This is a genomic window from Rhodopseudomonas sp. BR0G17, assembly GCF_010907025.1.
Classification (GTDB): domain Bacteria; phylum Pseudomonadota; class Alphaproteobacteria; order Rhizobiales; family Xanthobacteraceae; genus Rhodopseudomonas; species Rhodopseudomonas palustris_H.
Window position 1 is genome coordinate 39261 of sequence record NZ_QUML01000005.1, and the last position, 19313, is coordinate 58573.

The window sequence follows — 19313 nt, forward strand, 5'->3', positions numbered from 1 at the left end:
GAGAAGCAGGTCGGAAATTTTGTGTCGCATGTGGCCGGCTCGGCTTCCCAAAGGTTGCGCGGGACCATACCCCTCAAACCTTGAATGTCAAGGCGGGGGAAGACCCGTACGGATCAAACCTTAGCCGGATTTTGGGGTGGTCGCGAGCGGTAATAACAGGCAGTCGGCATGCTGCAGAGTAAGATGCGCGGGTCCGGGACGCTCCGGCTGCAGCCGTCTGCGCAAGCGGTGTTGCCTGAACCTCCACGCCAGCCCTCCCCTACCCCAAACGCGTCTTTCCAGATCGCGCTACGCACGCCCCGGAATGAACGAAGTCAGGAATACGTCCGCCTCCTCCGGCCTCACCCATTTGAATTCCGGCAGCTGGTGCCGAAACCAGGTGAACTGCCGTTTGGCATAATGCCGAGTGTCGGCGGCGCCGATCGCCGCGGCCTCGTCGAGGCCGATTTCGCCGCGCAGGTGCCGGATCAGCGCTGGCACGCCATGGGCTTTCATCGCCGGCAGCAGCGGATCGAGCCGGCGCTCAGCCAAGGCGGCAACCTCGTCCAGTGCGCCGGCCTGCAGCATCGCGGCGAATCGGGAGTCGATCCGCGCGTACAGCGCTTCGCGATCCGGGGCCAGGAATACCGCCACTACGTCGTCCGGCGGCAGCAGCGGCGGCGAAGCCTGCTGGTGCCAGTCGGCCAATGGCCGACCGGTCGCCAACACGACCTCCAGCGCCCGCGCGATTCGGGTCCGGTCGGCCGGCGCCAGCCGCGCTGCAGCCTCGGGATCGTGGCCCGCCAGCTCCGCGTGCAGCGCCTGCACCCCGTCCCGGTCGAGCCGCAGCCGCACCGCGTCGCGAACTTCGGCCGGCACCGGCGGCACCGCCGAAAGCCCCCGCGTCAAAGCCTTGAAATACAGCCCGGTCCCGCCGATCAGGATCGGCAGCCGCCCGGACGCGCGCGTTTCCGCCAGCGCCGCAGCGGCGGCCTCGACATAGGCCCCGGCTGAGAAATTCACCGCGGCATCGACCGTGCCGTAAAGGCGATGCGGCGCCAGCGCCTCCTCGTCCAGTGTCGGCCGGGCGGTGATGATGCGAAGGTCGCGATACACCTGCATCGAATCGGTGTTGATGACGGTGCCGCCGCTCGCTTGTGCCAGCTTCAGCGCCAAGGCCGACTTGCCGCTGGCGGTCGGCCCTGCGATAAGCACGGCCGCCGGCCGCCGGCCGCGCCGTTCCGGACCTTCCGCTGTCATGTCGCTCGTCGCCACGCTCATCTGCAATCCGAACAATCCCGCGCTGGATTCGACCGTGATCGAGGGGGCGCGTGCGGTGCTGCCTCAGCCCAACGAAGCGGTCTGGCTGCACGACGAGATCGCCGCTGACATCTTCTTTGCCAGCACCGAAGATCCCCTGGTGCTCGCCGCCCGGCTCCGCGCCGCCCGCGGCGATCTGCCGATCGACGTCGTGGTGCAGCCTGCCGCGACCCGGCGCAAGAAACTTTTTCTCGCCGACATGGATTCGACCATGATCGGCCAGGAATGCATCGACGAACTCGCCGGCTTCGTCGGGCTGAAGGACCATGTCGCTGCGATCACCGAGCGGGCGATGCGCGGCGAGATCGAATTCGAGCCGGCGCTGCGCGAGCGCGTCGCGCTGCTCAAGGGCCTGCCGCTCGAGGTGATCGGCCAGGTGCTGGACACCCGCATCACGCTGACGCCGGGCGGCCGCGCGGTGGTGCAGACGATGCGCGCCCACGGCGCCTACACCTGCCTGGTGTCCGGCGGCTTCACTCAGTTCACCCATGTGGTGGCCGAACGGCTCGGCTTTGCAGAACACCGCGCCAATGAGCTTCTCAGTCAGGACGGCAAGCTGACAGGCACGGTCGCCGAGCCGATCCTCGGCCGCGACGCCAAGCTGGCGACGCTGCTGGAGCTGCGCGAAGCCGACGATCTCGATGCGATCGACACCCTGGTGGTCGGCGATGGCGCCAATGATCTCGGCATGATCCAGGCGGCCGGTCTCGGGATCGCCTATCACGCCAAGCCTGCGGTCGCCGCAGCAGCCCACGGCCGTATCGATTTCGGCGACCTCACCGCGCTGCTCTATGCGCAGGGCTATCGGCGGGACGAATTCGTCGCCGACTGATCCCTTCCCTGTCTTGGTCCCAGGCTAACGCAGCAGCTCCCGCCGGTAGTGCTCGCGCAAGTCGGCCAGCACGATTCCCGACGTCATCATCACCGCGTGGATGTGCAGCATGAAAGCCTCGGGCGGCGAGAAGCCCTCGGTGCGGGCCAACTGCGCCAGAACCGCTTCAGCTTGAGCCTCATTCTCGCCGGCCTTATCGGCGCGCAGCGCAATCGTGGTGATCCGCTGCGGGCGCAGGCTCGCGACCACCGCGCCATAAGGCCGAACACCATCGGCAATCGCATCACGCATGGCCGGCGGCAGCCGCTCCGGCACATACCAGTTCTCGGCTTCCGACAGCACACGGTCGCCCCAGCGCAGCCAGACCCGGCGGCGGCGTAGCGTTTCGCCGGCCCGCGGCTGCAACGGTCCATCGTAGCAATCCGCCGCCACCGTCTCGTCAGCCAGCAGCGTGATCGCGATCGCCTCGGCCTCATAAGGATGATGGCGCCGGCACCACGCGATCAGCGCCGCAGTCGCGGTGTCATGCTCCCGCATGACCTTCAGGAACTTGTCGACGCTGCTCACGAACTCGGCCCAGCTTTCAACGAACGCGCCACGCAACACGCCGTGGCATCAGCCGGGTATCGGTCTGTGGCGGCGATTCCACCATTCACCGATCCTCCAATGCGGCATCACGTCCTCTCGCCAAAACCTGCTCGCCAAGATCCGACGCATTTGCTCGTCGCCGCCTCGTGTCATCGTCAACAGCGCGTTAATCCGGATCGCGCGAACATCGTTCAAATGACGTACTTTGGCGTGCGCGATTACCTCAAAACCGCACCGATGTGGCTGCGCCACGCACCGAACTTGATCAATTGTCGAAAGGATCGGGGAGCGCTCACTTAACAGTTTGTCCAGCAACGCTGCCCATAGTCACGCTCGAAATTCCTCATCTGTGAGTTTGCGAGACATGGCAGAAGCTGTTGCTCTAGGGGCGTTCGGCAAGGTGATCTCGGTGCGCGGTTCCGGTGCGCGCGTCGGGCTGTTGCCGTCGAGCCGGCTGGTGCCCTCTGCCGTACGCGCCACCGTGGGCCGCTTTGTCAGCATCCGGACCGCAAGCTCCACCATCATCGCGATCATCACCGAGGTGTCGAGCGAGAACCTCGCCGAGACCGACGAGCATATCGCGGTCGCGTCGGTCGACCTGCTCGGCGAGATCCTGCCGGGGCCGCTTCGACCGAAGTTCCAACGCGGCGTCACCAACTACCCGACCATCGGCGACTCGGTAGACCTGATCTCCAGCGACGACCTGCGCATCGTCTATGAGCCGAGCGGCTCCGACCAGATCGATGTCGGAACCCTGCAGCAGGATCCCTCGGTGATCGCCTATGTCGACATCGAAGAAATGCTGTCGAAGCATTTCGCCGTGCTCGGCTCGACCGGCGTCGGCAAATCCACCGGCGTGTCACTGCTGCTCAACGAAATCCTGAAGTCGCGCCCGGCGCTGCGCATCTTCCTGCTCGACGTCCACAACGAATACGGCCGCAGCTTCGGCGACAAGGCGCTGGTGCTCAATCCGCGCAACCTGAAGCTACCGTTTTGGCTGTTCAACTTCGAGGAAATCGTCGACGTGCTGTTCGCCGGCCGCCCCGGCGTGCCCGAAGAACTCGACATCCTGGCCGAGGTGATCCCCGTCGCCAAAGGTCTTTACGTGCAATACACCAGCACCGATCGGCTTGGCCTCAAGCGGGTCGATCCGAAGTCGATCGGCTACACCGCCGACACGCCGGTGCCGTATCGCCTCGTCGACCTGATCTCGCTGATCGACGAGCGGATGGGCAAGCTGGAAAACCGCTCCTCGCGCATCATCTATCACAAGCTGATCTCGCGCATCGAGACGGTGCGCAACGACCCCCGCTACGCCTTCATGTTCGACAACGCCAATGTCGGCGGCGACACCATGGCGGAAGTGATCAGCCATCTGTTCCGCCTGCCCGCCAACGGCAAGCCGATGACGATCATGCAGCTCGCCGGCTTCCCGGCCGAGGTGGTCGACTCGGTGGTGTCGGTGCTGTGCCGGATGGCATTCGACTTCGGCCTGTGGAGCGATGGCGTGTCGCCGCTGCTGTTCGTCTGCGAAGAAGCCCACCGCTACGCTGCGGCCGACCGCGCCATCGGCTTCGGCCCGACCCGCAAGGCGGTGTCACGCATCGCCAAGGAAGGCCGCAAATACGGCGTCTATCTCGGCCTCGTCACCCAGCGCCCGGCCGAGCTCGACGCGACGATCCTGTCCCAGTGCAACACGCTGTTCGCGATGCGGCTGGCCAACGACCGCGACCAGTCGCTGCTGCGGTCTGCGGTGTCCGACGCCGCCGCCAACCTGCTCTCCTTCGTGCCCTCGCTCGGCACCCGCGAAGTGCTGGCGTTCGGCGAAGGCGTGGCGCTGCCGACCCGCCTGCGCTTCAAGGAAGTGCCGGCACATCAGCTGCCGCGCAGCGAGGCTGCGATCTCGACCGTGCCGTCGGCGGCCGCCGGCAACGACATGCACTTCGTCAGCGCGGTGCTGGAGCGCTGGCGCGGCGCGACCTCGCATCGCGACGTGCCGAACGATCCGGGCATCACCGAGCGCCCGCTCGCACGGACGATGGATGCTCCGATGCTGCAGCCCTCGCTCGGGCTCGATCCGGACCGCTTCTCGCTGCTGAAGAAGCCGCTGCGCTGAGACTTCAGAAGTCGAAGCTCGCCGAGACCAGATAGGTCCGCGGCGCGCCGGGGCTGAGGATCCCGCGGCCGGTCGTGGCCCAGTAGTTCTCGCCGGTGACGTTCTGGACATTGGCCCGCAGGGTCACAGGAACTCGGTCGATCTTAGTGGTATAGCGAACGCCGAGATCGAGCGTGGTCCAGGCCGGAATGCTCTGAGTGTTGGCCTGGTCGTAGAACTGCGACGCGGTGTGGATCACCCGGCCGGTGATCGTCACACCCCGGGCAGGCCCCGGCAGATCGTATTCGCCGTACAGATTGAGCTGCATCGTCGGGACGCCAACCGCCGTATTGCCGTTGAACGCGGGGTTCGCAGCTTTCGTCAGCACGCCTTCGATCCAGCTCACGCCGCCGACGACTCGCAATCCCGCGACCGGTTGCCCGAACACATTGAGTTCGACGCCGCGATTGCGTTGCTCGCCATTGAGCGCAAACACCCGGGTGGTCGGATCGAGGAAGCCGCTCGGTTGCTTGATTTCGAATCCGGCGACTGAGACGCCGACTGGGCCGAAGTCATACTTCGCGCCGGCCTCGACTTGCTTTGACACCGTCGCGGGGAAGCTCTGGTTGAGGTTGACCGCATTGGTCGGCGGCGCCGTCGAAGTCAGGCCTTCGATGTAGTTGGCATACAGCGACAGCCGCTCGATCGGCTTGATGACCAGGCCTGCGCCCGGAGAAAACGCATCGTTGCGCGCGTCGGACGTCACCAGGCCGGTCACCGGGCTCAGCGTCTTGGCATCGATCCCCTGCCAGCGGCCACCGATCGTCAGCTCGACGCGATCGTTCAGCACCGACATCGTGTCGGCGATCGCAATGCTGCGGTTGAAGCGCTCTGCGGTCGTGGGCGAGGTCCGCGGCAGTCCGGCATCGCTGCGCGGCGGCGCGTACACCGGATTGTAGATGTTCGAGGTAATGGTCGCACCTACCGGAATGTTGGTCAGACCGGTGTCCTGCCAGAGGCCGGATGCCGCGACGCCGACCCGGTGCTTCACCGGTCCGGTGTCGAACTGACCGCGCACGCCGACCTCGCCGGTGTTGCTGTTGGTCTGGAACGGGGTCAGTTGGATCGTATCGCGGTAGTCGCCACGCGCGTTGATGATCGACGGCAGACCGCCGAAATAGACCTGATGGAATTCGCTGTGGCCGTAAGCGGCATAGACGGTGAGTTGATCGGTCAGATCATACTCGGCTCGGATCGCGGCCGATTTGTTGTTGCTGTCGCGATATTCCCACGGCTGCTGCTGATTGATCCGCAGATCCGGCGCTTGCGGGATAGGAAAGCCCGGCAGCACCGAGCGATTGCGCAGCGGCGAATTGAAGTCGACCTTCTGATAGCCAAGGTCGAGGCCGACCCGCAGGCGTTCGCCGCGATAATCGAGGGCCAGCGACGTGACGCCGTATTCCTGTTTCTGGTTGTCGATCGGCGTACTGCCGGACTGATACGCGCCGTTGAAGCGGATTCCCCACTCGCCATTGGTCCCGTAACGTCGGCCGACATCGATTGCATTGTAGCTCTGGGCGTTCGATATGAATCCGGTCGTGAACCGCGTCAGCGGCACGTCACCGGCGCGTTTCGGAATCAGGTTGATCGTTCCGCCGATCGTGCCGAACGGCGGCATGCCGCTCAGCATTGTGCTGGGGCCGTGCTGCACTTCGACGCGTTCGATCGGCTCGAGCGCAGGATTGAAGGAGTCGGCGACGCCATACAGGCCGTTGAAGGCGATGTCCTGGGCGAACACCGGGAAGCCGCGAATGAAGAAGCCCTGGATGCCGCTATAGGCCGGCACGTTGGAGCGCACGGAGGGATCGTTGCCGAGCACGTCGAGCAGCGTTCGCGACTGCTGATCCCGGATGAGCTTCTCAGTGAAGCTGGTGAGGCTGAACGGCGTCGACATCACGTCGCGGTTGCCGAGCAGACCGACGCCGGCACCGCGCGCAACCTGATCGCCCGGAAAGCCAGCCGGCAAGGTTGCCTGCAGAGCGCCTGCCGAAACCGGACGGGGCTGCGTTGCCACGCTGGCCGGGTTGGGAGCCCGTCGGCTCGCTGTCGATCGGGATGCTTGCGACGGCCTGCGCTGCGGGGACGTCGCGGCGGCGCGGCGGCGTGACGTCTCGACGACGATGGCAGGTAGTGAACGTCCTGTCGCGCTCGCCGGAGATTCCGTTGAAGCACCCGGAGCGGAAGCCGGCGCAGGAGCTTCCTGTGCAGCGGCCGCATGAGAGAGGAGGAGAACCGACGCACAGACAAACGACAGCGCTCCCGCTGCCGGGAAATTCAGGTCCTTCAACATGCCCCCCAAAAGATCTTCAGTCGGTGATGCCGCCTTGTGCTCGGCTATGCAGATCACCAACGGCACCATCCGATAAGCAAACGGCGGTAACGGGCACCACTAGAACCGTTCTAGCGTGCTGTTGAAGAAACCTGCGGCATGCGTCCCAACGTGATTTTCCTTTGATCCGAGCACAGGCTTGCCCCCGAGATGCGAAGAAGTGTCGCATCTGCGCGCACACTGATCGTCGTCTCAGATTGAGCCCAACGCGCGCGTGCTGGATCCGCCCATGACAACCTGATCGGCTCGAAGAACAGATCGGCAATCCTCGCGTTATTCGGAGCGGCACGACGCAAGCGACACGGAGCTTCGACACGAGGGAGGATTGGCGTTGCTACCCTGGTGGGACATCCTGCTGCGTCTTGGCGTTGCCGCGATGGCCGGCGGGCTGATCGGGCTCAACCGCGACCTCAAGAACAAGCCGATCGGGATGCGCACGCTGGCGCTGGTCGCGCTCGCGTCCGCGCTGTTAGTGGCGCATGCCGACCATTCGGCGACGAGCGATCAATTGTCCGATCCGACCAGCCGTGTGATCCAGGGCATTCTCACCGGCATCGGCTTTCTCGGTGCCGGCGTGATCGTTCGAAGCGGCAACCGGCTGGAAATCCACGGCCTCACCACCGCGGCATGCACCTGGCTCGCCGCCGGCATCGGCATCGTCTGCGGTGCGGGACAGTGGTTGATCGTCGGCGTGGCGCTGGTGATCACCTTCGCGGTGCTGATCGGCGGACATCCGGCCGAGCGGCTGCTGCATCGCCTGCTCGGCGGCGCCAAGGACGAACGCGGCCATAGCGCCGCGCCCGAAGACTAAGGCCGAGATCAATCGTCCGCAGCGGGCCCGCACCAGCCGGGCAGATAGATCGCGTCTTTGCTCTTGGCGAGCGCCAGCGCTTTCTCAGCCGCGTTCTGGAAGTCGGCGGTGACGCTCTTGCGTGACAAGCGCCGGCGCAGGAAATCGGCCCACAGAAATTCGCTGAACGGCGTGGTGTCCTTGGCATAGCCGCCAACGCGGCGCAGTTCGCCGGCAAGACTCCGGAATGGATCATCCTTCAGGTCCGCAACCGTTTTGGGAATCTCGCGGTAATGATGCCGCTCGCCTTTGGCGTCGTACGGATAAACCCAGCGCCGGCTATCGAGCACCACCCAGAACGCATCGCGATCCACCATGGTGAGGTCGGCGATCACCGTGACCAACACTTCCTTGACGCCCTCGTCGTGGAGCGCCCGGGCCAAATGGTGATGATCGATCACGTAGTGCGTCTTGCCGGGACCAAGCACCACCGGGATCATGTGATTGCCGAGCAGTTCGGCCTGCTTCTTCGGCTTGTGCTGGCGCCAGCGCAGCCGCTTCTCCTTCACCTCGCGCATCCCGACCGTCATCTGAGTCGGACGCAGCGACAGGATCGGGATCGTATGCAGCAACGGTTCACGCGGGTTGGTCATCGCTGGGCCTCCTGAATTGCCAGGTTCCTGCGGAGTATGGCACGGCCCTCCCCGCCGGCAACGCGGCGCACCGGAGGGCCAGACACGCCCGGCCGGCATGTTCCATCCGGTCTATTGCGGAGTTTTCCCGAAATCGTATCCTCACTAGGATGATCGGGTCGAACCCGTTCCGGGCGACGGCTGGACGGCAGCGATGAAGAATCAGCGCATCTCCCTCCCCGATGACGACCACCGCGTATTGCCGTTTCGGCCGCGCGACGCCGTTCCTGTGCCGGCCCCAGAAGATGGCGGTCGCCCCTCCGCAACCATTCTGCCCTTCCGGAGAGAGATGCCGCAGCTCGAGCACGATCCCGACGAGTCCGGCCGCGACAACGCCCCCGACGATTTCCGCCACCGGATGCTGACCAACATCGCCGCTTTGGCGCTGACCATCACGCTGACAGTGGTCGGCATCTGGCTCGCGACCAGCATCGCCGATATGCGGCGGACTCAGGACTGCGTGCTGATGGGCCGGCACGACTGCGCCGCCATCGCAGCGCCGCGCTAGATTCGCCAGAGCTTCCCGCTAGTTGCCCAAAACCCGCGCAATGCGTGGATTTGCCCGCCATTGAACTCGGAGCAACGCTCCGTTATACGGGCAATCGCCTGTCACCAGGATGACGGCTGAAGCCGCCGTAAATCGGCCATTTCCGACATAATATCAAAGGCTTAAAATGACTTCCACATTCGATCGGGTGGCCACCATCATCGCGGAAACCTGCGACATTCCGCGTGAGACGATCACCCCGGAGAGCCATGCGATCGATGACCTGGGGATCGACAGCCTCGATTTCCTCGACATCGCGTTCGCGATCGACAAAGCTTTCGGTATCAAGCTGCCGCTGGAGAAGTGGACCCAGGAGGTCAACGACGGCAAGGCGACCACCGAGCAGTATTTCGTTCTCAAGAATCTCGCCGCCCGCATCGACGAACTGGTTGCCGCCAAGGGCGCGTAGTGGCGCGGTTCGGAAGCCGCCCACGCCATGAACCTTGAATATTTCCACCTGATCGACCGAATCGCCGAGCTTCGCCTCGCTGACCGCAGCATCACGGTCGAGGCTCGGGTGCCCGAGACCAGCACGATCTTCGAAGGCCACTTCCCCGGCTACCCGCTGATGCCGGGCGTGCTCTTGATCGAGACCATGGCCCAGAGCTCGGGCTGGCTCTTGATCGCGCTGATGCAATTTCAGCGCATGCCGTTCCTGGCCGCGGTCAAGGAAGCCAAGATGCGTACCTTCGTGACGCCCGGCGAGACCTTGTCGATCGACGTCTCGGTGGTGCACGAGGGCTCCGGCTTCACGATGACCGAAGCGAAGATCAAGAGCGGCGGTAAGCTCGCGTGCAATGCCACGCTGACGTTCCGCCACGTCCCGTTTCCGCATCCCGACCTGCGCGGGCATATGGAAGCGATGGCGAAGCAAATCGGATTTCCGGAGCAGATGATCCATGGCTGACACCAACACGTCCCGCGCCGAACCGATCGAAGCCTGGATTACCGGCATCGGCCTCGCCAGCTCGCTGGCCGAGGGGCTCGACGCCCATTGGGATGCGCTGACCGAGCGCCGCGTCAACGTCGATACCAGCGGTTTTGCGCCCTACGTCGTGCACCCGCTGGCGCCGCTCAGCTTCGACAAGCAGATTCCCAAGAAGGGCGATCAGCGCCAGATGGAAGCCTGGCAGCGGATCGGCACCTATGCGGCCGGTCTGGCGCTCGAGTCCGCCGGCATCAAAGGCAACACCGAGATCCTGTCGCGGATGGACATGATCGTCGCCGCCGGCGGCGGTGAACGCGACCTTGCGGTCGATTCCGCCGTGCTCAATGGCGAAGGTTACGGCACCGTGCCGCCCAATGCGCTCAACGAGCGCCTCATGAATGACCTGCGCCCCACCCTCTTCCTCGCCCAGCTCTCCAATCTGCTCGCCGGCAACATCGCGATCGTGCATGGCGTCACCGGCTCGTCGCGCACCTTCATGGGTGAAGAGGAAGCCGGCGTCGACGCCGCGCGAATTGCGCTGGCGCGGATTGCTGCCGGCCAGAGCGACATCGCGCTGATCGGCGCCGCCCAGAACGGCGAGCGCAAAGATCTGCTGATGCTGTATGAGTTCGGCGACTTCAATCTGAAGGACAACTACGCGCCGGTGTTCGCACGCGGTCCCAAGGGCGGCTTCGCGCTCGGCTCGGGCGCGGCGTTCCTGGTGATCGAGTCGAAGGCGCATGCGCAGGCGCGCGGCGCCAAGCCGTATGCGCGGCTAAAGAACGTCGTCGCCGACCAGTCTCGCCGCCGCAACGCCGGCGACGTCACTGCGTCCCTGGAGAAGCTGTGGTCGCAGCTCGGCCCGCGCGATGGCGCCACCGCGATCATCACCGGCGCAACCGGTGCCGAGCCGGCGACCGCGGAGGAAACTGCATTCCTGCGCAATCACTCCGGCACGCCGGTGCGCGGCACCGCGACGCCGTTCGGCCATGTGATGGAAGCGCAATTCCCGCTCGGTATCGCGCTCGCGGCGCTGTCGCTGTCGCGCGGCGCGCTGTATCCGCCGAACGACCCGACCGGTCTCGAAGTTGAAATGAGCAAGACCCCCGACCAGATTGTCGTGATCGGGGCGGGCCACTGGCGCGGCGAAGGCATGGCGCTGGTCGAGGCCGTTCGGTAAGGGGGACGCAATGACCGTGACGCGGGACAAATTCGGCAGACCGATCGTGGTCGTCACCGGCATGGGCGTGGTCACCTCGCTCGGCGCCGGCAAGACCGACAATTGGGCCAGGCTCACCGCCGGCGAATCCGGCATCCGCACCATCACCCGCTTTCCGATTGACGGGCTGAAGAGCACAATGGCCGGCACCGTGGACTTCGTCCCGGTCGAGCCGTTCTCCTCGGTCGTGCTCGGTGAAAAGCTCGCCGACCTCGCCACCGAAGAGGCGATCGCGCAGTCCGGCATCGGCCGCAAGGGCGACTTCCCGGGCCCGCTGTTTCTCGCGGTCGCGCCGGTCGAGCTGGAGTGGCTGCCGCGCCAGGAATTGGCGCGCGCCACCGGCGCCAATACCGCGATCGATTACGATGCCCTGCTCCGCGTCAGCGGCGGCGGTGCATTTACGCAGTATCATCGGCGCTTCCTGTTTGGCTCGGTCGCCGATCATCTCGCCGACACCTTCGGCACCAAGGGCTCGCCGATCTCGCTGTCGACCGCTTGCGCGTCCGGCGCGAGCGCAATCCAGCTCGGCGTCGAAGCGATCCGGCGCGGTGAAGCGGATGCGGCGCTGTGCGTCGCGACTGACGGCTCGGTCAACGCCGAAGCGCTGATCCGGTTCTCGCTGCTGTCGGCGCTGTCGACCCAGAACGATCCCCCGCAAGCGTCCTCGAAGCCGTTCGCCAAGAACCGCGACGGCTTCGTGATGGCCGAAGGCGCCGGCGCGCTGGTGCTGGAGAGCTATGAATCGGCAGTGGCGCGCGGCGCCTCGATCCTCGGGGTGATCGCCGGCTGCGGCGAACTCGCCGACAACTTCCACCGCACCCGCTCGAGCCCGGACGGCAAGCCGATCATCGGCTGCATCAACAAGACGCTCGCCGACGCCGGCATGAGCGTCGATCAAATCGACTACATCAACGCCCACGGCACCGGCACGCCCGAGAACGACAAGATGGAGTATCTCGGCATCTCCAGCGTATTCGGCGAGCGCGCTTCGTCGCTGCCGGTGTCGTCGAACAAATCGATGGTCGGCCACACCCTGTCGGCCGCCGGCGCGGTCGAAGCGATCTTCTCGCTGCTGACGCTGGAGCATCAGCGGATTCCGCCGACCATCAACTACGACGTGCCGGATCCGGCGATCCCGCTGGATGTGGTGCCCAATCAGGCCCGCGACGCCCGCGTCACCAGCGTGATGTCGAACTCGTTCGGGTTCGGCGGCCAGAACGCCTCGCTGATCCTGACCCGCGAACCGGCCTAACCGCCTGTGAGTCGCAGTTCCGGCTGCCGCGGTTGACGCCGCGGCCGCCAACGGCGATACGCAGGGCGCAAGCCTCCAACCGTTCGGACGAACCCCATGCGCGCGCTCACCCTCGTTGCCGACCGCAATCTCGTGGTCGCCGACCTGCCGTCTCCCCCGCCCCCGGCGGCTGGCGAGGTGCAGGTCCGCATCGCCGCGGTGGCGCTGAACCACATCGACGTGTGGGGCTATCGCGGTATGGCCTTCGTCAAGCGCAAGCTGCCGATCGTGGTCGGCGCCGAAGCCTCCGGCACGATCGAAGCGGTCGGTGACGGCGTCACCGCGTTCAAGCCCGGGCAGAAGGTCGTGATGTACGGCGCGCTGACCTGCGGCCGCTGCAAAGCGTGCCAGGAAGGCCGCGACAATCTCTGCGAAAACGTCGGCGGCCTGATCGGCTTCCATGTCGACGGCTTTGCGCGCGAGCTGATGAACATCGCAGCACGGCTGGTGATCCCGGTGCCGGATGGCGTCGACCTGCGCGACGCCGCCTGCGCGCCGATCGCGTTCTCGACCGTGCAGCACATGCTGTTCGACAACGCCAAGCTGCAGCCTGGCGAAACCGTGCTGGTCCATGCTGGAGGCTCCGGCATCGGCACCGTCGCGATCATGATGGCCAAGGCGATCGGCTGCACGGTGATCACCACCGTTGGCGACGATTCCAAGATCGAAGGCGTCAAGAAGCTCGGCGCCGATCACGTCATCAACTATCGCCAGGACCGCTTCGAGCACGAGTGCCGCAAGATCACCAAGAAGAAGGGTGTCGACGTGGTGTTCGAACACGTCGGCGCCGACACCTTCAACGGCTCGCTGCTCAGCTTGAAGCGCGGCGGCCGGCTGGTGACCTGCGGCTCGACCTCGGGCCCGACCACCACCCTTAACCTGATGCAGCTGTTCCAGCAGCAGTATAAAATCTTCGGTTCGTTCGGCGCGACGATGAAGAACATCGCCGAAAGCCTCGACAAGATGGCGGCCGGCATGCTGCCGGTGATCGACACCGAAGTGCCGCTCGACGACGTCGGCGCCGCACTGAAGCGGATGGAAAGCCGTCAGGTGTTCGGCAAGATCATCGTCCGGTTCTGATGAAGGTCGCCCTGTATCGCGCCAAGCTGCGCGCCCAGCGCGCGGCCAAGGACGTCGTCGGCAAGGTCGTCGGGCCGGTGGCGATCGGCGCGCTGCATTTGGCGCGGAAGTTCGATCCCGACAAGAGCGCCCGGCTGTTCGGCGCGGTTGCTCGCAAATTCGGCCCGCGTTTTCCGGAGCAGCGGATCGGCCGCGACAACCTCACCGCGGCATTTCCGGAGAAGTCGCCGGACGAGATCGAGGCCATCCTCAGCGGCGTCTGGGACAATCTCGGCCGATCGGCGGCAGAGTTCGCGCATCTCGACTCGGTGTGGGACTACGACGTCGAGCATCCCGAGCGCAGCCGCATCCAGGTGACCGGCCGCTCCCTCGAGCTTTTCGAAAAGCTCCGTGACGATGGCAAGCCGGCGCTGATTTTCGCCAGCCATCTCGGCAACTGGGAGTTGCCGGCGGTCGCCGCCGTCGCGCACGGCCTCGACACTGCGGTGCTGTATCGCCGGCCGAATATCGAAGCCGCCGACCGCATCGTCGAAGAAATCCGCTCGGTGAAGATGGGGCAGCTCGTCGCCGCCGGATCGAGCGCGCCGTTCAAGCTGGCGCAAGCGCTGCAGGACGGCAAGCACGTCGGCATGCTGATCGATCAGCACTTCACCAAGGGTGTCGACGTCACCTTCTTCGGCCGCACCGCGAAGGCCAACCCGCTGCTGGCAAAGCTGCTGCGGCAGATCGAGTGTCCGCTGCACGGCGCCCGCGTCATCCGCCTCCCCGATGGCCGTTTCCGCGCCGAGTTGACCGAAGAGATCGAGCCGGTCCGCGATGCCGACGGCCGGATCGACATCCAGGGCACGATGCAGGCGTGCACCTCGGTGATCGAAAGCTGGATCCGCGAAACGCCCGAGCAATGGCTGTGGCTGCACCGCCGCTGGCGTTGATGGTCCGCTTAGTCAGCGCTTAGTCGCGTCGAAGCGCGTCCGTGTCTCCAAAATCCGCTTAGTTCGCTCAGGATCCGAGTAAGTTTAGACTCGGCCTGCGTGACGTCTTGAAGACGAGCTGCGCCGCTTGGCCAATCTGCTCCGTGCTCAGACACATCGGAGTCCGCGTGGAACCATGCGGAACCTGCTGCGCTGCGGCGGGCCGTCAACTTGACCGATTCGGGTATTAACCTCACAGTGGCGCTCGCAAATCACTTTGCGGCCGTCCATCTGGATCGAGGGAATACATGGAACTTCCAAGGCGTGCCCGCGGTGATGAGCTTCTGGTTCCCGGCAAGATGGCGAGCCTCCGCGCGCGCCTCCGCCGGCTATCGGGGCAGCATGATCTGACGACCGTCATCGTCAGCGCGTTCGATCATCGCACCCGCGTTCTGCCCTTTGTTCTCGCCGACACCCGCATGGCACCCGGCGGAGTCCGGTCGATCGGTTCCGCGATGGCCGACGTCGGCTTCGACAAGACCCGGATCGTGCTGCAGCAGTGGAACCGCAATTTCAGCCCGTTGCAAATGCGACTCGACGGCCGGATTCCCGACCTGTTCCTGGTCTCGAGCATGCATTTGCATTCCGCCGAATGCGATCGTCTGATCCGGGAAGCCTGCCAGATCGAGCCTGACAAACGCCCCCTGATCATGGTCGGCGGACCTCGGATTCGCTACGAGCCGTGGCACGTGTTCGGCGGCGGCGATCCGTCCTGGGCGGCCGATGTCGCCGTCACCGGCGAAGAATACGTCTTCCTCGAATTGCTCGATGTGCTGCTGTCGATGCGCGCGGCCGGCGAGTCGATGCGCTCGGTATTCCAGCGTGCTCGCGATGGCGGCGCGCTCGATGAGGTGGCGGGCATTGTCTACGCACGCCGCGCCTCGCGTAGCGGTCCGATCGAGGAGCTGATCGACACCGGCGTGCAGCGCCTGCTCGGTGATCTCGATGAGCTGCCCGATCCGGTGCACGGCTACAAGCTGCTGGAGGCGCCGAGCAACAGCGCGACGCTGGCCAGCCAGGCGTTGCCGATCAACCGCGTGAAGCGATACAGCCCGATCGCCAGCATCGTGATGACCGCCGGCTGCAAGTTCAGGTGCTCGTACTGCCCGATCCCCGCCTACAACCAGTCGCAGTTCCGCGCCAAGAGCGGTGAACGCATTGCCGAGGAGATCGGGCAGATCGCCAGCACCTTCGGCATCTATCACTTCTTCGGTGCCGACGATAACTTCTTCAACGATACCAAGCGCACGCTGGACATCGCCGGTACGCTCGCGCGCAAGCGCTCCGAACGGCCGTTCTGCAAGGTGCGGCTCGGCACCGAGGTTACGGTGCACGACACCGTCGGGATGCGAGATCACCTACCGCTGATCCGCGATGCGGGCTTTGCGGCGGTGTGGCTCGGCGTCGAGGACATGACCGCAACGCTGGTGAAGAAGGCGCAGGACAAGGACAAGACCCAACTCGCCTTCAAGCTGCTGCGCGAGAACAACATCCTGCCGATGCCGATGATGATGCACCACGACAGCCAGCCGCTGGTGACGTGGAAGTCGAACTACGGCTTGATCAACCAGATCAGGCTGCTGCGGCAGGCCGGCTCGATCAGCACGCAGGTGATGATGCTGACCCCTGCCCCCGGTTCGAAGTGGTACGAGAACGTGTTCGAATCCGGGATGGCGTTCAGCCGCGCCGGCGATATCCAGGTCGAGCCGCACATCATGGACGGCAACTACGTCGTCGCATCGAAGCACCCGCGGCCGTGGCTGAAGCAGCTCAATCTGCTGATCGCCTATACTTACTTCTTCAACCCGATCCGCTTCGTGAGCGCGCTGGTGTTCTCGAAGTCGGCAGACGTGTTCTCCAGTGCGGAGACTCGTCCCGCGCACGAGGTCGCGCATTTCTCGCCCGCCAAACGGATGCGGCGTCGGGCCTGGCTGAAATTCCGCGCCCACATCGTCGATGCCGGGGCGCAGATCTACGGCATGATCGGGCTTGCACACACCTATCGTCGAACCGCCGGCTGGGCGTGGCGGCTGCTGCGCGGCGACATCGAGCGGCATGACCGCGCCCCGGTCAGTCCGATCCCAATGCGGGGCGTCGGCGACAAGCCATCCGACCACGCGTTGCCAGGGACGGTCGATCTACGGGATCTCGACCAGGTTACTCTCCACGGCGCGCCAGCACCGAAACTGGCGAAGACCGCCTGATCGCTGGCCCCGCGCTAAAACGAGTACTCCATGCCGACCGTGACGCCTTGAAGAAGCGTCGAGGAGCGACAATCGACGCCGACCGCCGTCACGCTGCTGGACGTGGTTGAGGTCGCCTGAACTTGGGCCGGCGCCAACGCCACGCGGCCGAGCCACAACGCTTCGTATCCAAGCTTGACGGCGACGTGATCGCTCAGCCGATATTTTGCCGCGATGCCGCCCTGTCCAACGAAGGCGGCCGCGTCGGTGGCCGCGTATGTCGGGTAGAGCTGCTTCTGCATGCTGACCTGCGCGGCTTGCGTCGCATGGTTGTCGAACACGCCGGCCTTCAGCACCGCGTCGACCGAGACGCGTTCGATCTCCCACAAGGTCGCTCGCACGCCGACTTGAACGCCGTAGAGGTTGTTCGTCGTCGAACTCGTCCAGAACGGCGGATTGATCACGACCGGGCTGCCGGGGACCGGAACGGCATCGGACAGCCGGCTCGGCACTCTGAACTTCCACATCGGCTGGCCGAGATCGGCCGGATCCAGCGTCCCTTGCAACTGATCGTGCAGTTGCAGCCAGCGAACACCTGCCAGCAGCGTCACGCGCGGCGTCATCTCCAGCCGCGCGTTGGCCTCCAGGCTGTGCAGCCGGGTATCGTCCTGCCACACCATTGCTTGATAGGCATAGTCCTGCGTCTGCCAGAACGTACCGGGCGCTTTCATCACCAGCCATTGTCCTGGCGTCTCGGGGCCGACGCTTTTTGATGCCTTCAGGCCGAGCACATTGAAGTAGGACAATTCGACGCCGTAACCCGACGGGTCTTGGTAGCTGACGCCGATCCTCGGACCGGCGGCCAAGCGCTGATTGAGCTGATTGCTGTTCAGCACCTCGGCACCGGGGACGTTGGTAGTGTTCGGGCCGACCGGTGTCCACCACGGCACATCGCCCGGCACGAGCGAAACAAGCGATTGATTACCCGTCCCGGCGCGGCCAAGCACCAAAGCTTCAGCCGAAACGGTCCAGCGCGGAGCCCCGCGCTCGCGAGGCGGCTCGCCCGCGCTGGCTGTCTCCGTGACGCCGGTGAGGACAGCAAGACTGCACAGCCAAAGGATGGCCAGAGAACAGCCGCCACGAAGTCGCGCGAAGGATCGGATCGCCATTGGCATAAACCGATCCTGCGCCCGCTGGGGCCGATTCGGGCACTCGTGCGCCTACGCAGTTTGTTGAGGTATCGAGGCTCCGAACTACTCCCGTACCCGCAGGCGATCGATACGGAGCGTCAGCGCCCCGTCTTCACCCGCGTCCACAGCCGGTTGATCGTGCGCTGCGTCGCAGGATCGCGCGCGGTGATCACGAACAATCGCCCCTGGGTGTCAGCGTCCGGATAGATCGCCTTGTCGTTCAGCACCCTTGGATTGATGAAGTCCTGACTCGTCTTGTTGCCGTTGGCGTAGGACAGGAAATCCGAATTACGCGCGGCGATGTCCGGCCGGTACAGGAAGTTGATCAGTTCGTGCGCCTCGGCGACGTTCTTGGCGTCGGCCGGGATCGCCAGATTGTCGAAGAACATCTGCGCGCCCTCCTTCGGGATCGCGTAGCCGATTTCGACTCCGTTATGAGCTTCGGCCGCGCGCGATTGCGCCTGCTTGATGTCGCCCGACCACGCCACCACCAGGCAGATCTCGCCTGTGGCAAGCGCGTTGAGATATTCGGACGAATGGAACTTGCGCACCGAAGGCTGGACCTTGCCGACAACCTCGGCGGCCTTTTCCAGATCGTCTTTGTTGGTCGAATTCGGATCACGGCCGAGATAGGTCAGCGCTGCCGGCAGGATGTCGTCGGCGGAATCCAGCATGTGGACGCCGCAGTCCTTGAACTTCGCCAGGTTCTCCGGCTTGAAGATCATCTCCCAGCTATCGATCACGGCGCCCTCGCCGAGAATCCGCTTCACCGCAGCAACGTTGTAGCCGATGCCGGTGGTGCCCCACATGTAGTTGACGGCGAACTGATTGCCGGGATCGTAAAGCGCCAGCTTGTCAGTGACGAAGTCCCAGGCGTTCTTCAGGTTCGGCAGCTTCGACTTGTCGAGCTTCTGGAATACGCCGGCGGTGATCTGACGCTGCAGGAAATAAGCGGTCGGCACCACGAGGTCGTAGCCGGACTTGCCGGCGAGCAGCTTGGTCTCCAGCGTCTCGTTGGCATCGAAGGTGTCGTACACCACCTTGATGCCGGTCTCGCGGGTGAAATCCTCGAGCACGCCCGGCGCGACGTAGTTCGACCAGTTGTAGAAATTGACGGTGCGGTCCTGCGCCCAGCCAGGCAGCGTGAGCGACACCGACAGAGCGATCCCCGCGCCCAGAGTCAGCAGTCGCCGCCGCATCGTATCCCGCATCATGACAT

At 64.9% G+C, this 19313-nt stretch carries 17 protein-coding genes; 11 read left to right on the plus strand and 6 right to left on the minus strand.

Annotation, left to right across the window (positions count from 1 at the left end; genetic code table 11):
• Nucleotides 1–288: 288 nt before the first annotated feature.
• The gene (miaA, locus tag DY467_RS05925) at nt 289–1239 is read right to left on the minus strand and encodes a tRNA (adenosine(37)-N6)-dimethylallyltransferase MiaA (protein ID WP_164634739.1); all 951 of its coding nucleotides are present in this window, start codon (nt 1237–1239) and stop codon (nt 289–291) included.
• Here miaA and serB point away from each other — a divergent pair.
• Nucleotides 1238–2131: a phosphoserine phosphatase SerB gene (gene serB, locus DY467_RS05930; protein ID WP_107343980.1), complete on the plus strand. Its 894-nt coding sequence runs from the start codon at nt 1238–1240 to the stop codon at nt 2129–2131. The two genes, miaA and serB, sit on opposite strands and share 2 nt — an antisense overlap.
• A 24-nt stretch (nt 2132–2155) precedes the next feature.
• On the opposite strand, the gene DY467_RS05935 is transcribed toward serB, so the two are convergent.
• Nucleotides 2156–2698, minus strand: a complete 543-nt coding sequence (locus DY467_RS05935; RefSeq protein WP_349627612.1) for a hypothetical protein — start codon at nt 2696–2698, stop codon at nt 2156–2158.
• 385 nt (nt 2699–3083) lie between these two features.
• On the opposite strand from DY467_RS05935, the gene DY467_RS05940 reads away from it, so the two are divergent.
• Entirely contained in the window at nt 3084–4835 is a 1752-nt protein-coding gene (locus DY467_RS05940; protein WP_107343977.1) for an ATP-binding protein, read from the plus strand.
• 4 nt (nt 4836–4839) lie between these two features.
• Here DY467_RS05940 and DY467_RS05945 read toward each other — a convergent pair whose 3' ends face one another.
• Nucleotides 4840–7233 carry a TonB-dependent receptor gene (locus DY467_RS05945; RefSeq protein WP_246701467.1) on the minus strand — a complete coding sequence of 798 codons (2394 nt, stop codon included), beginning with the start codon at nt 7231–7233 and terminating at the stop codon, nt 4840–4842.
• 301 nt (nt 7234–7534) lie between these two features.
• Between DY467_RS05945 and DY467_RS05950 the strand changes: the two genes are divergently transcribed.
• Nucleotides 7535–8014 carry an MgtC/SapB family protein gene (locus DY467_RS05950; RefSeq protein WP_107343975.1) on the plus strand — a complete coding sequence of 160 codons (480 nt, stop codon included), beginning with the start codon at nt 7535–7537 and terminating at the stop codon, nt 8012–8014.
• Between the two features lie 8 nt (nt 8015–8022).
• Here the strand turns inward: DY467_RS05950 and DY467_RS05955 are convergent, their stop codons facing one another.
• A complete protein-coding gene (locus tag DY467_RS05955) occupies nt 8023–8646 on the minus strand; it encodes a ParB-like protein (RefSeq protein ID WP_164571417.1) in 624 nt (207 codons plus the stop codon).
• A 193-nt stretch (nt 8647–8839) separates the two neighbouring features.
• Here DY467_RS05955 and DY467_RS05960 point away from each other — a divergent pair, with 193 nt between their 5' ends.
• From DY467_RS05960 to DY467_RS05995, 8 genes are all read left to right on the plus strand, one after another.
• Complete coding sequence (locus DY467_RS05960; RefSeq protein WP_164571418.1) at nt 8840–9193, plus strand: hypothetical protein; 354 nt, start codon at nt 8840–8842, stop codon at nt 9191–9193.
• A 166-nt stretch (nt 9194–9359) separates the two neighbouring features.
• Nucleotides 9360–9641, plus strand: a complete 282-nt coding sequence (locus tag DY467_RS05965) for an acyl carrier protein (protein WP_011157577.1) — start codon at nt 9360–9362, stop codon at nt 9639–9641.
• 27 nt (nt 9642–9668) lie between these two features.
• Nucleotides 9669–10139 carry a 3-hydroxyacyl-ACP dehydratase FabZ family protein gene (locus DY467_RS05970; RefSeq protein WP_107343972.1) on the plus strand — a complete coding sequence of 157 codons (471 nt, stop codon included), beginning with the start codon at nt 9669–9671 and terminating at the stop codon, nt 10137–10139.
• A complete protein-coding gene (locus DY467_RS05975) occupies nt 10132–11340 on the plus strand; it encodes a beta-ketoacyl-ACP synthase (protein WP_164634574.1) in 1209 nt (402 codons plus the stop codon). Before DY467_RS05970 ends, DY467_RS05975 begins: the two co-directional genes overlap by 8 nt.
• A 10-nt stretch (nt 11341–11350) precedes the next feature.
• Nucleotides 11351–12631: a beta-ketoacyl-ACP synthase gene (locus tag DY467_RS05980; protein WP_164634576.1), complete on the plus strand. Its 1281-nt coding sequence runs from the start codon at nt 11351–11353 to the stop codon at nt 12629–12631.
• 96 nt (nt 12632–12727) lie between these two features.
• Nucleotides 12728–13750 carry a zinc-binding dehydrogenase gene (locus DY467_RS05985; RefSeq protein WP_164634578.1) on the plus strand — a complete coding sequence of 341 codons (1023 nt, stop codon included), beginning with the start codon at nt 12728–12730 and terminating at the stop codon, nt 13748–13750.
• Complete coding sequence (locus DY467_RS05990; protein WP_164634580.1) at nt 13750–14682, plus strand: lipid A biosynthesis lauroyl acyltransferase; 933 nt, start codon at nt 13750–13752, stop codon at nt 14680–14682. The genes DY467_RS05985 and DY467_RS05990 overlap by 1 nt, the downstream gene beginning before the upstream one ends.
• Before the next feature lie 338 nt (nt 14683–15020).
• Nucleotides 15021–16925 (plus strand): B12-binding domain-containing radical SAM protein, encoded by a 1905-nt coding sequence (locus DY467_RS05995; protein ID WP_246701468.1) that lies wholly within the window; start codon nt 15021–15023, stop codon nt 16923–16925.
• A 14-nt stretch (nt 16926–16939) separates the two neighbouring features.
• Here DY467_RS05995 and DY467_RS06000 read toward each other — a convergent pair whose 3' ends face one another.
• Entirely contained in the window at nt 16940–18073 is a 1134-nt protein-coding gene (locus DY467_RS06000) for a hypothetical protein (RefSeq protein ID WP_246701469.1), read from the minus strand.
• A gap of 119 nt (nt 18074–18192) precedes the next feature.
• Entirely contained in the window at nt 18193–19308 is a 1116-nt protein-coding gene (locus tag DY467_RS06005) for a polyamine ABC transporter substrate-binding protein (RefSeq protein ID WP_164571423.1), read from the minus strand.
• Between the last annotated feature and the right edge of the window lie 5 nt (nt 19309–19313).